This window comes from Cupriavidus phytorum, from assembly GCF_003254285.1.
Taxonomy (GTDB): Bacteria; Pseudomonadota; Gammaproteobacteria; order Burkholderiales; family Burkholderiaceae; genus Cupriavidus; species Cupriavidus phytorum.
This window is the reverse complement of sequence record NZ_QKZN01000006.1, coordinates 81,957-95,001: the sequence shown is the minus strand read 5'-3', so window position 1 is coordinate 95,001 and position 13,045 is coordinate 81,957. Positions and strand designations below refer to the sequence as shown.

Here is a 13,045-nt window from a genome sequence, read left to right as displayed (position 1 = left end):
CTTCATGATCCGCGACTCCGCCCGCCAGCAAGCGCTGCTTGCCGAACTCCGCCGCTTCGTGCTGGAAACCTGCATCCCGCTCGAGGCGCAGATCGACCAGACCGATGTCATCCCCGAGCCCGTGGTCGAGCAGATGCGCCGACTCGGCCTGTTCGGCCACAGCATTCCGGAGGCCTACGGCGGCGCCGGGCTGACCACCGAAGAGCTGGCGCAGGTGAACATCGAGGTGTCGCAGGCGGCCACGGTGTTCCGCGCCCGCTTCGGCGGGAATACCGGCATCGCCTCCGAATCGCTGGTGGCCGACGGCACCGAGGCGCAGCGCCAGCGTTACCTGCCGCTGCTCGCTTCCGGCAAGGTCACCGGCTGCTTCGCGCTGACCGAACCGGAGGCCGGCTCCGATGCCACCGCGCTGCAGACCACGGCCAGGCAGGACGGCGACCACTACGTGCTGAACGGCAGCAAGTGCTTTATCACCAATGCGCCGATCGCCGACCTGTTCACCGTGTTCGCCCGCACCGACCCCGGCACGCCGGGCGCGCACGGCATCAGCGCCTTCCTGGTCGAGCGCGGCACGCCGGGCCTGAGCACCAGCGAGCCGGAACGCAAGATGGGCCAGCACGGCTCGCCCGTGGGCGACGTCTACCTGAAGGATTGCCGCGTGCCGGCCAGCGCCATCGTCGGCGGCAAACCCAACGTCGGCTTCAAGACCGCGATGAAGGCGCTGAACAAGCAGCGCATCAACCTGGCCGGCCTGTGCGTGGGGCCGGCGATCCGGCTGGTCGACGAGATGGTTCGCTACGCGGCGCAGCGGCGCCAGTTCGGCAAGCCGATTGCCGACTACCAGCTGGTGCAGCAGATGATTGCCGACAGCAACACCGAACTGCACGCGGCCCGCGCGCTGGTGCTGGAGACCGCGCGCAAGCGCGACGCCGGCGAGGACGTGACCATGGAGGCGTCGATGTGCAAGCTGTTCGCCTCTGAAATGGCCGGACGCGTGGCGGACCGCGCGGTGCAGGTGTTCGGCGGCAGCGGCTATATGGCGCGCACCGTGGCGGAGCGCTTCTACCGCGACGTGCGGCTGTTCCGGCTGTATGAAGGCACCACGCAGATCCACCAGCTCAATATTGCGCGCCGCACCCTGGAAGCGCGCGGCGCCGTGCTGGAGGGCGCCGGCGTGGACTGATTGGCGGACCGATGCACTCCGGCGGGGCGGCGATGCATGCGCACAGCCCCCCGCACCCGATGCGCGGCCGCCTGTGCCGCACCACGGCAAACCCCGACCTTCCCCCGCAGCGCACCGGCCATCTCGCGTCCGGTTTCGCGCACGCCCGGCATAAGTGCTCAATCGAGCATATCTTGTGCCAAAAATCCCCCCTGAATACCCGCAGCCTTGCGCTGCCGCGTGACCGTTCTATCTGGCCAACCTAGTCTGCAAGCAGACGGTGGGATTGGTGGAAGTCCCGTCACAATCCTTAACTAAGACTGGCACAGTGGTCGCTACATGAACCGGGTCCCCATGGCACGCCGGCACACGGCGCGCCATGGGGAAGATAGCGCGCGGCACCCCCCACGCATGGGCGGCTGGCTTTGGCGCAGGCGCCATGCAAGCCTAGCCAATTCCCTCCGATTTTCATCCGACCTGTTGAAGGACTACCGATGTTCGCCCAAGCCCAGCCTGTGCAATCCCGCCACCATGCCTGCCGCAACAAGGCCCCGACCCTGCCGCCCTGGATCACCACGCGCATGGCACAGCATTTCGAGGAGCGGATGGGCAAGCTCTGGGGCGGGGACCACCTGCTGCACGGGCTTACGCCCGGACCCGACGCGCTGCACCTGAGCAGCAACGATTACCTGTGCCTGCTGGGCGAGGCCTCGCTGGTGCAGGCGCAGATGCGGGCCTTTGTCGATGACGCGCCGGAGCTGCTGATGTCGTCCGTGTTCATGCACGGCGATACGCCGCAGCGCCGGGTCGAACGCAAGATCGCCGACCTGATGCAGGCCGAGGACGGGCTGATCGCGCAGTCCGGCTGGGCCGCCAACGTGGGCCTGGTGCAGTGCATCGCCGGCCCCGGCATTCCGGTCTATATCGACATGAACGGACATGCCTCGCTGTGGGAAGGCATCATCGCCGCGGGCGCGCAGGCGGTGCCGGTGCGCCACAACGATTGCGAGCACGTGCGCCGCCAGCTGGAGCGCTTCGGTCCGGGCGTGATCATGGTGGATTCGGTCTACAGCACCACCGGCAGCGTGGCGCCGCTGGTGGACTATGTCGAACTGGCCGAAGCGTCCGGCTGCGTGCTGGTGGTGGACGAATCGCACTCGCTGGGCACGCATGGCCCGCGCGGCGGCGGGCTGGTGCCGGCGCTGGGGTTGTCGGAGCGCGTGCATTTCCGCACCGCTTCGCTGGCCAAGGCCTTTGCCGGGCGCGCTGGCTATGTGGCCTGCTCGACTGCCTTCAAGGATTTCTTCGCGGTGGAATCGCGGCCGGCGATCTTCAGCTCGGGGCTGCTGCGCCACGAGATCGCGTGGTTCGATGCGGTCACGGACTTCATTGCCGCCGCGGACGAGCGCCGCGCGCGGCTGCATGCGATCACCCGCGAGACCCGGGGCGCGATCGCCGCATTGGGCTACAACATCAGCGAGGGCTCGGAGCAGATCATCGGGCTGGAGGCGGGCTCCGAGCCGCAGGTGAAGGTGCTGCGCGACGCGCTGCAGCGGCGCGGGATCTTCGGCGCGGTATTCTGTGCGCCGGCGACGCCGAAAAACCGGGCATTGATGCGACTTACGCTGCATGCGAAACTTGGCGCCACCGAAATCGACCGCCTGGTCGGCGTGCTCGCCAGCATCCGCGATGAAGTCCGGCTGGAAGAGTGGTCCTCGACGCGCCGGGCCCGGCGCAAGTCCTGAAAATCCCACAAGCGGGCCGATCGCAGGCATCCGCGAGGAGTAGTCCTGGAGATGGATGCAAAGGTAGCGCAAGCGGAGGACGGCCGCACCACGCTTGCCGGGCTGGCCCGCAAGGCGTGGCAGGCCGTGTTCGAGACCGCCGCGCGGGCCACGCTGCTGGACGAGGAGAGCGTCATCCGCCTGCGCCGGATCCAGATGGTTGGGGCGCTGGGCGTGGTGGGGCACCCGCTGTACTACGTGATCTGGTCCTATGTGTTCCCGCAGCCCTATGAAAACCTGTGGCTGCGGCTGGCCTGCACTGCGCTGTTCGTGCCGCTGCTGTTTGCCTCTGCGTTCTCGGGCCGGCGCTGGCTGCCACCCTATGCGCTCTTTGCCATCACGGTAGGCCTGCCGTTCGCCTTTATCTTCTTCTACCTGGAGAACGGCGGCTCGATGGTGTGGGCCGAGTCGGTCATCATCGCGGTGGTGATCCTGTATCACTTCAACACCGCGTTCGCCACCATCGCCCTGTTCTCGGGCGCCGCGGCGGCGATCGCGCTGTTCGTGCTGGCCGGCAATTCCATGGGCGGCATCCCGTGGGAGCCTATCCTGCTGCAGTTGCCGGTGATCGGTTTCGTGATCGCGGTGCTGGTGGTGATCAAGATGGACCGCCAGCTGCTGGCCGAGCAGAAGCGGCGCGGCATGGCCGCCGCGCTGGCGACCGTCGCGCATGAACTGCGCACGCCACTGACCAGCCTGGCCATGACCGCGCGCGGCCTGAAGGCCCGGCTGCCGGCGGCGCTGGACCAGGACACGCCGCAGCGCGACGGCCTGATGCAGGCCGTGGCCCGGATGGAATCAGACCTGGCCCATATCAGCAACAGCATCGAGCTGCTGGTTGCCAACTCCAAGAACCCGGAAAACGCCACGCAGGCATGGTTCGAAGTGGGCGAGGTGATCCGCGACGCCATCGGCCGCTTTCCGTTCGAGCCCGGCGACATGGAGCGGGTCACGGTCGACCTGCCCGGCCGCGCCTACGTGATGGGCAACGCGCAGCTGTTCGGCCTGGTGACGACCAACCTGCTGAAGAACGCGCTGGAAGCGATCCGGCGCGCCGGCAAGGGCACCATCCATATCCGCTGCGAGGTCGAGTCCGACGCGGTCCACGTGGTGTTCCGCGACACCGCCACCGGCGTGCCGCCGCAGGTGCTGGCGCGGATGTTCCAGCCCTTCTTCTCCTATCCCGCGCACCGCGGCACCGGCATCGGGCTGGCGTTCTGCCAGAAGGTGCTGGGCAGCTGGGGCGCGGGCATCAGCTGCCGCTCGGAGGAACACGTATTTACCGAGTTCGACATGCGCTTCCCGCGCAAGGGCAAGTGGCCGGAGCCGCAGCAGCCTGAGGCGTCGTAGCCCGCGCCGGCCCTTACACCACCCCCGCAGCCTTCAGCGCGGCCACCTGGCCGGCGTCCATGCCGAGCAGGTCGCCCAGCACGCGCTCCGTGTCCTGCGACAGCAGCGGCGGCGCGGCGCGCACCGGCACGCGCTCGCCATCGAGCCGGTACGGCGGCGCCAGCACTTCGACCCGGCCGGTTTCCGGATTGGGCAGCTCTGCCAGCAGGCCGGCTTCGGCCGAGCGCCGCGAGCGCAGGGCCTCGAGCAGCCCCAGCACCTCGCCGCACGGAATGCCGGCGGCGCTCAGGCGCGCCAGCAGCAGCTCGCGCGGGCGGCGCGCCAGTTCGGCACGCAGTTCGGGCAGCAGCGCCTGGCGGTTGGCCGAGCGGCCGGTGTTGGTGGCGAAGCGCTCGTCGGCGGCCAGGTCCGGGCGCTCGATCACCTCGGTGCAGAAGCGCTGGAACTGCGCGTTATTGCCGACCGTGATCACCAGCGGGCCATCGGCCGCGTCGAACACGCCGTAGGGCACGATCGACGGATGGGCGTTGCCGTACTTGGGCGGGTCCTCGCCCATCAGCAGCGCCTCCAGGCCGTAGTAGGCCGTGATCATCAGGCCGCAGTCGTACAGCGCCATTTCCACGTGGCGGCCCAGGCCGGTGCGCTGGCGGTCGTACAGCGCGGCCAGCACGGCCTGCGCCGAATACATGCCGGTGAACATGTCCACCACCGCGGTGCCGAACTTGAGCGGCCCCTGCCCTTCCTCGCCATTCAGCGCCATCAGGCCGGCCTCGCCCTGTACCACCAGGTCGTAGCCGGGGCGGGTCGCCTCGGGGCCGTTGCTGCGGTAGCCGGTGATCGAGCAATAGACCAGGCCCGGGTTGATCGCCTTCAGCGCCTCGTAGCCCAGCCCCATCTTGTCGATGCCGCCGAACTTGAAGTTCTGCACCAGCACGTCGCACTTGGCCGCCAGCTCGCGCACGATGCGCTGGCCTTCGCGCTGCTGCAGGTCGATGCCGATCGATTGCTTGTTGCGGTTGGCGCTGTTGAAGTACGCCGTGTTGCGCGTGCCCACGCGCAGGCCCCAGTCGCGCGTATCGTCGCCGCGGCCGGGGTGCTCGACCTTGATCACCTCCGCGCCCAGGTCGCCCAGCGCCTGCGTGCACATCGGTCCGGCCAGCACGCGGGACAGGTCCAGCACGCGCACGCCGGCCAGCGGCAGGCGCGGGGAATTAGTGGTGTCAGCCATGTGGCGATCTCCTTGTGTGTGTCTCGCGGGCCTGCGATGGATCGGCCCGGGCTTCGCCCGGATTTTGCACTGTCAAGGCGTGGTCGACAATTCCATGGATCGTTGACACGGTGTCAATCAAAAATTAACACTCCGCCGATCCTGGACTGATGGCTGTCGGCGACAGCGGGTTTACCTTAGTGCGCGGCTACACAAGAGTTTGGGGGGAATCGCCCTACTGCCCGTGCACGCCCGCTCCCTAGTATTGACTCACCGCGGCGACGCCAGCTCGCCAGCGGAAGCAGGCCCACAACCCCTGCGACACATCGCCAGTTTCCCGACCGATTCGACCACGCCAGCCGCTCATCCGCTGAACGGCTGCGGATGCGGTCGCGGATACGGCGGCAAAAAACCAAGGAGACAACCATGCTGCACGACCTGCCCGCCCGCCCCGAGACCATCCACTGGGGCTACTTCGATGCCACCCAGGCACCCGCGCTGACCGTGAAGAGCGGCGACCTGATCCGCGCCGAAGCCGTGACCCACCACGCCGGCGACGCCCCCGACCTGATGATGGACGACGCCATCCGCGAGATCTACCGCAGGATTCCGCACGACGACCGCCACCCGGGCGTGCACATCATGACCGGGCCCATCTATGTCGAGGACGCCAGGCCGGGCGACGTGCTCGAGGTGCGCTACCTGCAGATGATTCCGCGCTTCCGCTTCGGCGCCAATGTCGCCGCCAACTGGGGCCAGCTGTACAAGGAGTTCGAGAAGGAACGCGTCACCATCTACGAACTGGACCAGGCCTCCAACACCGCGCATGCGCTCTACGCCTATGACTATCCCGGCAAGCTGACCATCCCCGGCAAGGTGGTCGACGAGCGCGAATGCTGCCGCCAGCCGGCGCTGGCCGGCGTGCGCGTTCCGGTGCGGCCGCACCTTGGCACCGCCGGCGTCGCGCCCGACGCGCGCGGCCGCGTCACCACGGTCGAGCCGGGGCTGCATGGCGGCAATATCGACAACTGGCGCATCGGCGCGGGCGCCACCATGTACTACCCGGTGCAGGTCGACGGCGCGCTGTTTTCGATCGGCGACCCGCATATCTCGCAGGGCGACGGCGAAGTCAGCGGCACCGCAATCGAGGCCTCGCTCAACGTGCTGTTCCAGATCGTGCTGCGCAAGGACTTCCATTTCCCCTCGCCGCTGCTGGAAACGCCGGACTGCTGGGTGGTGCACGGCTTCCATGAGGACCTCGATGAAGCCGGCAGGAACGCGGCGCGCGACATGATCCACCTGCTGACCGAGCAACAGGGGCTGTCGCGCGACGATGCCTATTCGCTGATGAGCGTGTCGGCGGACTTCGGCGTGACCCAGGTGGTCGATGGCACGCAGGGCATCCACTGCACCATGCCGCGCACCATCTTCCCGCCCAAGGCCAAGGGCTGAGCCCGCCCACTGCCACGGAGAACGCGCATGCAATACGTCTACATAGGCCGCAACGAACTGGTGGCGCTGGTGGTCGGGCTGGTCACCGGCACCCTGTATTCCTGGCTCAACCTGCCGATTCCCGCGCCGAATGTCACCGGCGGGATCTGCGCGATCCTGTTCACGTACATCGGCTACCTGATCGTGCACGCGTGGCGCCGGACCATCGCCTTCGGGCGGCCGCCGGCCAGCCACTGAATCGTCGCAACTCATGCGTTGGGGGAATGACATGGTGGAAATCGCATTGGGCAGTACCGAACTGCAGGCCGCGGCGGTTGGCCTGGTGACTGGTCTTCTTTACACTGCGGTACGGGCGCCGATACCGGCCCCGAACGTGCTGGGCGGCATCTTTGCCATCTTCGGCACCTTCGCCGGCTTTGTCCTGGTAGCCGCGATGCGAGGGCAGCTGCTGATCGGCTAAGGCAAGCGCCGGCCTGCGCCAGCAACGTTGCGCAGCGCGGCGGACCGCCGTGTCCGCCGCGCCTGCGCTGTGGCAGCCTGAACCAGGGAGGCTCAATTGCATCTGCAGCGTTTTTCCACCGAAGCGTATCCGCGCAACCGTCGCGGCGCCGCATGGCGCGACGAGCTCAGGGCCGCGCGCCTGCAGTGCGAAAGCCTGTGCGCCGACCACACCCTGCACGGCACGATCCAGTCGCGCATCACGCCCGCCGGCATCGGGCTGACCTGCATCGCGTCGGTGCCGCAGACGCTGGCGATCACCGCCGGCGACGGCCGCGGCCTGATGCTGCTGATGCTGACCGAGGGCGAAGCGCACCTCGCCGGCCCGGACCTGCGCGAGCCGTTGCGCCCCGGCCAGGTGGTCTGCGTGCCGGAGCACGCGGCGCGCAAGGTGGCGCTGACCACCGGTTTCCGCCTGCTGATCGTGCATATCGGCCAGGCCCTGCTGAACGCGCGCATCACCGCGCCGTTGCCGCGCTCCGCGCTGGTGCTGGGCGGCGACGCGGCGGAACTGTTCGCGCGCCTGCTGCAGTCCATGGCGGCCAGCATCGACACCCTGGTGTCCGCCGATGACCGGGCGGTGCAGCCCTTCGACAGCACCATCCTCGCCTGCCTTGGCGCGGCCCTGGCGGACAACCAGCCGAGCGCGCCGGCGGACATGACGCCGTCGCGCGCGGCGGTGTTCGCGCGGGTCTGCAGCCGCATCGACGCGCGCCTGGCCGAGCCCGAGCTGAGCCTCGCCGCCATCGCCGCCGACGAGCACATGTCGGCCCGCTACCTGCAGAAGCTGTTCGAGAAATCCGGCAGCAGCTTTTCCGCCTACCTGCGCACCAGCCGGCTGGAGCGGTGCCGCGCCGACCTCGCCAATGCGCAGTACGACAAGCTGTCGGTCTCCGACCTCTGCTATCGCTGGGGCTTCAACGATCCCTCCCACTTCAGCCACGCGTTTCGCGAGCAGTTCGGGATCTCGCCGCGCGCCTACCGCGAGCAGGCCGCGGGCACGCCCGCGCAGCGCCCGCCGCTGAACGTGTCGCGCGGGCTGCCGGCCGATGCCAGGCGTGGCCCCGCGCAGCAGCGCGTCCCGGCCAACGACGGTGCGCGCGCGCGTGTGCAGCCGGCGCCGTCGGTGGTGCCCATCACCCAGGCCCGCTCGCACGCGGCCCGTCCGGAAGGCCGGCACCACTGGCTGCAGGCCACCGACAAGACCGTGCACTGGGGCTACCTGAGCCACGAGCTGCCGCCCGTGCTGGAAGTGATGTCGGGCGACACCGTCACCATCGAAACGCTGACCCAGCACGCCTCCGACGACCGCGAGCGCATGATCGACGGCGATCCCGGCGCCGAAAGCGTATTCCACTGGACCGCCGAGCAGAAGAACGTCGACCGCCGCGGCGCCGGCCCGATCGACGCCTCGGTCTACGGGCGCGGTGCCGGCGAGGGTTTCGGCGTGCATATCTGCACCGGTCCGGTCGCGGTGCGCGGGGCGATGCCCGGCGACGTGCTGGAGGTGCGCATCCTCGACGTGCGCCCGCGCCCGTGCGCCAACCCGCGCTTTGCCGGCCGCGCCTTCGGCAGCAACGCCGCGACGTGGTGGGGCTTCCACTACCGCGACATGCTGACCGAGCCGCGCGAGCGAGAAGTGGTGACGGTGTTCGAGATCGACTGCGAGCGCGCCGATGGCTGCGCCCGCGCGGTCTACAGCTTCCGCTGGACGCCGCAGCGCGATCCGTTCGGCGTGCTGCATCCCACCATCGACTATCCCGGCGTTCCGGTCGACCACGACACCATCGTCAAGAACCACGACGTGCTGCGCGATATCGAGATCCCGATCCGCCCGCACTTCGGCGTGATCGCCGTCGCGCCGGCGCAGGACGGCCTGATCGACTCGATCCCGCCGTCCAGCTTCGCCGGCAACCTCGACAACTGGCGCGTCACGCGCGGCGCCAGCGTCTACCTGAAGGTAGCGGTGCCGGGCGCGCTGCTGTCGATCGGCGACCCGCATGCGTCGCAGGGCGATTCCGAGCTGTGCGGCACCGCGATCGAATGCTCGCTGACCGGCGACTTCCAGCTGATCCTGCACAAGAGCACCATGATCGAACGCGGCGCGCCCTTCGCGGACCTGAGCTACCCGCTGGTGGAAACCGCCGACGAATGGATCCTGCATGGCTTCAGCTCGCCCAACCACCTGACCGAGCTGGGCCAGATGGCGCAGAGCCACATCTACCTGAAGTCCACGCTGGACGACGCCATGCGCGATGCCTTCCGCAAGACGCGGCGCTTCCTGATGACGGTCAAGGGACTGAGCGAGGACGAGGCGGTGACGCTGATCTCGGTGGCGGTGGATTTCGGCATCACGCAGGTGGTCAACGGCAACTGGGGCGTGCATGCCATCATCAGGAAGGCGTTGTTTACGCGGTCATGAGGGTCTGCAACGAAGGACGCCCGGGCCTGCTGCCGGGCCTATAGTATTCTCGCGGGTTCCCCGACCCGTACCACGAGATTGATGCCACACACCGAAGACGCGCTGCCCGAGCACGACGCCTCAGCCATCCACGAACCACGCCTGTGGCGCGACAAGGGCTGGACCGCCCGCGTGATCAAGAACGAGGATGGCGAAGGCTGGGCGGTGGAGATGATCCGCGACGGCAGCGCCGAGCCGGCGCTGGTCGGCCCCTGGACCATGGGGCGCAACAAGGTCGACCCCAAGCCGCTCGATGCCACCGCGCACCAGACCCTGGTCAAGACCGCGTCGGAAGTGATCCGGCGGCACGAGCAGCAACTGCACGCGCAACTGAACAAGCAGGTCAGCATCGAAGCCGAAGCCGGCAGCGTGACCGTGAAGCTGGCGATCACGCCCGATGAGTTCGAGCCGTTCGCCACGCTGACCGCCGAGGACGCCTTCGGCGAGGTTCTTGCCACCATCAAGGTGCGTCCAGACTTCCGGCTGACGCGCGACAGCGCCGAGCGCTGGGCCGCCAGCGGCTTCGACAAGATCCGCTAGCCGGGACGGTTACTTGCGCAGCCGCAACAGCTCGGCGTAGGAGACCAGCTTGCTTTTCTCCTTGGCCAGCGTCTTGGTCTTGGCAGCCGGGCGCTTCGGCTGGCCGCGCTCGAATTTGGCGGCGGCGCGCTCGTCTTCGCGCGCGTAGGTGCGCGCGGACCTGGCTTCGGCCTTCAGCCGTTCCGCTTCCAATCGCGCGGCGCTGCGTTCCTCGCGCGCAATATCCTGCGCGGCCGACATGATCTCGGCCCGCAGCAGGTTGCGCCTCTGCCTGGCGGCCGTGCGGGCCGCCTGCAATTCTTCCTTGCGCTGCCGCAGCCAGTCCCTGCGGTTGACCGGCGCGGGCCTGGCTTCGGCCGGCACGCTCAGGCGCAAGGCACGGCTAAGGGAGACCTGGTCGGTCCGCCGTGCGCGCCGCGGCTCTTCCTTCCCTTTACTCACGCTGCATGACTCTCCTGGCACCACGCGGGTGCCGCCTGCGTCTCGTCCCCGGATGTCGTTGAAACCCTCCACCAACCTTACCACAGCGGCAAAACCCGCTTGCCCGGTTTCCATGTTTCGAATATATTCGAAACATGGAAACCGATGACGCCCTTACCGCGCTGGCAGCGCTCGCCCACTCGATTCGCTTGGCCGTGTTCAGGCTGCTGGTGCAGGCGGGCCCGGCCGGCCTGCCCGCCGGCCGGATCGCCGAACGGATGGAGGTCCCGGCATCCTCGCTGTCGTTCCACCTGAAGGAACTGCACCGCGCCGGCTTGCTGACCAGCCGCCAGGACGGCCGCTCGATCATCTACATGGCGCATTTCGACACCATGAACGGCCTGCTGGCTTACCTGACGCAGAACTGCTGCGGTGGCAATCCTTGCTCGCCGGTGTCGCCCTGTACGGTCGCCTCATCGTCCTGATGTCCTGACACTTTCCGACCCGGCCTCATGACTACCAACGTATTGATCCTTTGTACCCACAACTCGGCGCGCAGCGTGCTGGGCGAAGGGATGCTGAACCACCTGGCGCGGCGCACCGGTCGCGATGTCCGCGCCTATAGCGCGGGCAGCGCGCCCAGCGGCCGGGTCAACCCGTTCGCCATCGAAGCACTTGGCAACGCCGGCGTCGAGGTGGGCGACCTGTGCAGCAAGAGCTGGGACGAATTCGCCGGCGACAACGCCCCGCCCATGCGCATCGTGATCACGGTGTGCGACAGCGCGGCGGAAGAAGCATGCCCGTACTGGCCCGGCAGCCCGGTCAAAGTGCATTGGGGCTATCCCGATCCGTCCCGCACGGAAGGCAGCGACGACAACAAGCGCCAGGCCTTCGAGCTGACCCGCCAGGCCATCGCCTACCGCATGCTGCAGCTGTTGCTGCTGCCGCTCGACGACATGAGCAACGCCGAGCTGGAACAGGCGCTGCAGCGCCTGGCGCGGAGCTGAACCATGGCCAGCCAGCAAGTCGCCGCATCGACCCCGGCCGCCGCCGCGCCGGCCATCGGCTTCTTCGAGCGCTACCTGACCCTCTGGGTGGCGCTGTGCATCGTCGCCGGCATCGCGCTGGGGCAGATGCTGCCCGGCTTCTTCCAGGCCATCGGGCGGATGGAATACGCGCAGGTCAACCTGCCAGTCGGGCTGCTGATCTGGGTGATGATCATCCCGATGCTGGTCAAGATCGATTTCGGCGCGCTGGCGCAGGTGAAATCGCACTGGCGCGGCATCGGCGTGACGCTGTTCATCAACTGGGCGGTCAAGCCTTTCTCGATGGCGCTGCTCGGCTGGGTCTTCGTTCGCCACCTGTTCGCACCGCTGTTGCCGGCCGACCAGATCGACAGCTACGTGGCCGGCCTGATCCTGCTCGCCGCGGCGCCATGCACGGCGATGGTGTTCGTCTGGAGCCAGCTGTGCAAGGGCGACCCGTACTTCACGCTGTCCCAGGTGGCGCTGAACGACGCCATCATGGTGGTCGCGTTCGCGCCGGTGGTGGCGCTGCTGCTGGGGCTGTCCGCGATCACGGTGCCGTGGGATACGCTGCTCACCTCGGTGATCCTGTACATCGTCGTGCCGGTGATCCTGTCGCAGGCGCTGCGCAAGCTGTTGCTGCGCCGCGGCGTGGCGCATTTCCAGCGCGTGATACGGCGCCTGGGGCCGTACTCGATCACCGCGCTGCTGCTGACGCTGGTGCTGCTGTTCGCGTTCCAGGGCAAGGCCATCCTCGACCAGCCAATGGTGATCGCGCTGCTGGCGGTGCCGATCCTGATCCAGGTCTTTTTCAACTCGGGGCTGGCCTACCTGCTGAACCGCAAGCTGGGGGTTGCGCATTGCGTCGCCGGTCCGTCCAGCCTGATCGGCGCCAGCAACTTCTTCGAACTGGCCGTGGCCACCGCCATCAGCCTGTTCGGCTTCCAGTCCGGCGCTGCGCTTGCCACCGTTGTGGGCGTGCTGATCGAGGTGCCGGTCATGCTGCTGGTGGTCGCTATCGTCAACCGGTCGCAGCGCTGGTACGAGGCCGGAGCCCGCTAGGCAGCCCGACCACGTGGTGGCGCGGCGTGCGGACATGGGTTGCGCCCGTTGCATCACGCCGCGTCGCGTCCTTACGGACGAGGG

The 13,045-nt window shown here is 68.2% G+C and carries 13 protein-coding genes; 11 read left to right on the top strand and 2 right to left on the bottom strand.

What is annotated here, in order from left to right; all coding sequences use genetic code 11:
- The first annotated feature begins 4 nt into the window (after positions 1-4).
- The 3 genes from C7416_RS16910 (at position 5) to C7416_RS16900 (ending at position 4,296) form a co-directional block, all read left to right on the top strand.
- Positions 5-1,183, top strand: coding sequence for an acyl-CoA dehydrogenase family protein (locus C7416_RS16910; protein ID WP_111519987.1), 1,179 nt, complete (start codon positions 5-7; stop codon positions 1,181-1,183).
- A gap of 473 nt (positions 1,184-1,656) precedes the next feature.
- Positions 1,657-2,907: an alpha-hydroxyketone-type quorum-sensing autoinducer synthase gene (gene cqsA, locus C7416_RS16905; RefSeq protein WP_111519986.1), complete on the top strand. Its 1,251-nt coding sequence runs from the start codon at positions 1,657-1,659 to the stop codon at positions 2,905-2,907.
- 51 nt (positions 2,908-2,958) lie between these two features.
- Positions 2,959-4,296, top strand: coding sequence for a sensor histidine kinase (locus C7416_RS16900; protein WP_111519985.1), 1,338 nt, complete (start codon positions 2,959-2,961; stop codon positions 4,294-4,296).
- A 13-nt stretch (positions 4,297-4,309) separates the two neighbouring features.
- On the opposite strand, the gene C7416_RS16895 is transcribed toward C7416_RS16900, so the two are convergent.
- The gene (locus tag C7416_RS16895) at positions 4,310-5,524 is read right to left on the bottom strand and encodes a CaiB/BaiF CoA transferase family protein (RefSeq protein ID WP_111519984.1); all 1,215 of its coding nucleotides are present in this window, start codon (positions 5,522-5,524) and stop codon (positions 4,310-4,312) included.
- A gap of 405 nt (positions 5,525-5,929) precedes the next feature.
- On the opposite strand from C7416_RS16895, the gene C7416_RS16890 reads away from it, so the two are divergent.
- The 5 genes from C7416_RS16890 (at position 5,930) to C7416_RS16870 (ending at position 10,454) form a co-directional block, all read left to right on the top strand.
- Entirely contained in the window at positions 5,930-6,955 is a 1,026-nt protein-coding gene (locus C7416_RS16890; protein ID WP_111519983.1) for an acetamidase/formamidase family protein, read from the top strand.
- 27 nt (positions 6,956-6,982) lie between these two features.
- Positions 6,983-7,192 carry a XapX domain-containing protein gene (locus C7416_RS16885; RefSeq protein WP_092312193.1) on the top strand — a complete coding sequence of 70 codons (210 nt, stop codon included), beginning with the start codon at positions 6,983-6,985 and terminating at the stop codon, positions 7,190-7,192.
- A 31-nt stretch (positions 7,193-7,223) separates the two neighbouring features.
- Positions 7,224-7,415 carry a DUF1427 family protein gene (locus C7416_RS16880; protein ID WP_012355164.1) on the top strand — a complete coding sequence of 64 codons (192 nt, stop codon included), beginning with the start codon at positions 7,224-7,226 and terminating at the stop codon, positions 7,413-7,415.
- Between the two features lie 96 nt (positions 7,416-7,511).
- Positions 7,512-9,875: an acetamidase/formamidase family protein gene (locus C7416_RS16875; protein ID WP_111519982.1), complete on the top strand. Its 2,364-nt coding sequence runs from the start codon at positions 7,512-7,514 to the stop codon at positions 9,873-9,875.
- An 81-nt stretch (positions 9,876-9,956) separates the two neighbouring features.
- The gene (locus tag C7416_RS16870) at positions 9,957-10,454 is read left to right on the top strand and encodes a hypothetical protein (RefSeq protein WP_111519981.1); all 498 of its coding nucleotides are present in this window, start codon (positions 9,957-9,959) and stop codon (positions 10,452-10,454) included.
- Between the two features lie 9 nt (positions 10,455-10,463).
- Here C7416_RS16870 and C7416_RS16865 read toward each other — a convergent pair whose 3' ends face one another.
- Positions 10,464-10,895 carry a hypothetical protein gene (locus C7416_RS16865; RefSeq protein ID WP_111519980.1) on the bottom strand — a complete coding sequence of 144 codons (432 nt, stop codon included), beginning with the start codon at positions 10,893-10,895 and terminating at the stop codon, positions 10,464-10,466.
- A gap of 134 nt (positions 10,896-11,029) precedes the next feature.
- Here C7416_RS16865 and C7416_RS16860 point away from each other — a divergent pair, with 134 nt between their 5' ends.
- From C7416_RS16860 to arsB, 3 genes are read left to right on the top strand one after another with little or no spacing between them, the layout of a single operon-like run.
- Entirely contained in the window at positions 11,030-11,359 is a 330-nt protein-coding gene (locus C7416_RS16860) for an ArsR/SmtB family transcription factor (RefSeq protein WP_111519979.1), read from the top strand.
- A 27-nt stretch (positions 11,360-11,386) separates the two neighbouring features.
- The gene (locus tag C7416_RS16855; RefSeq protein WP_111519978.1) at positions 11,387-11,881 is read left to right on the top strand and encodes an arsenate reductase ArsC; all 495 of its coding nucleotides are present in this window, start codon (positions 11,387-11,389) and stop codon (positions 11,879-11,881) included.
- A gap of 3 nt (positions 11,882-11,884) precedes the next feature.
- Positions 11,885-12,961: an ACR3 family arsenite efflux transporter gene (arsB, locus tag C7416_RS16850; protein ID WP_111519977.1), complete on the top strand. Its 1,077-nt coding sequence runs from the start codon at positions 11,885-11,887 to the stop codon at positions 12,959-12,961.
- Positions 12,962-13,045: the final 84 nt, after the last annotated feature.

Bases quoted from the DNA above. Each gene is read 5' to 3' on its own strand.
- C7416_RS16910 (WP_111519987.1), top strand. From the start codon at position 5: ATGATCCGCGACTCCGCCCGCCAGCAAGCGCTGCTTGCCGAACTCCGC.
- cqsA (WP_111519986.1), top strand. From the start codon at position 1,657: ATGTTCGCCCAAGCCCAGCCTGTGCAATCCCGCCACCATGCCTGCCGC.
- C7416_RS16900 (WP_111519985.1), top strand. From the start codon at position 2,959: ATGGATGCAAAGGTAGCGCAAGCGGAGGACGGCCGCACCACGCTTGCC.
- C7416_RS16895 (WP_111519984.1), bottom strand. From the start codon at position 5,524: ATGGCTGACACCACTAATTCCCCGCGCCTGCCGCTGGCCGGCGTGCGC.
- C7416_RS16890 (WP_111519983.1), top strand. From the start codon at position 5,930: ATGCTGCACGACCTGCCCGCCCGCCCCGAGACCATCCACTGGGGCTAC.
- C7416_RS16885 (WP_092312193.1), top strand. From the start codon at position 6,983: ATGCAATACGTCTACATAGGCCGCAACGAACTGGTGGCGCTGGTGGTC.
- C7416_RS16880 (WP_012355164.1), top strand. From the start codon at position 7,224: ATGGTGGAAATCGCATTGGGCAGTACCGAACTGCAGGCCGCGGCGGTT.
- C7416_RS16870 (WP_111519981.1), top strand. From the start codon at position 9,957: ATGCCACACACCGAAGACGCGCTGCCCGAGCACGACGCCTCAGCCATC.
- C7416_RS16860 (WP_111519979.1), top strand. From the start codon at position 11,030: ATGGAAACCGATGACGCCCTTACCGCGCTGGCAGCGCTCGCCCACTCG.
- C7416_RS16855 (WP_111519978.1), top strand. From the start codon at position 11,387: ATGACTACCAACGTATTGATCCTTTGTACCCACAACTCGGCGCGCAGC.
- arsB (WP_111519977.1), top strand. From the start codon at position 11,885: ATGGCCAGCCAGCAAGTCGCCGCATCGACCCCGGCCGCCGCCGCGCCG.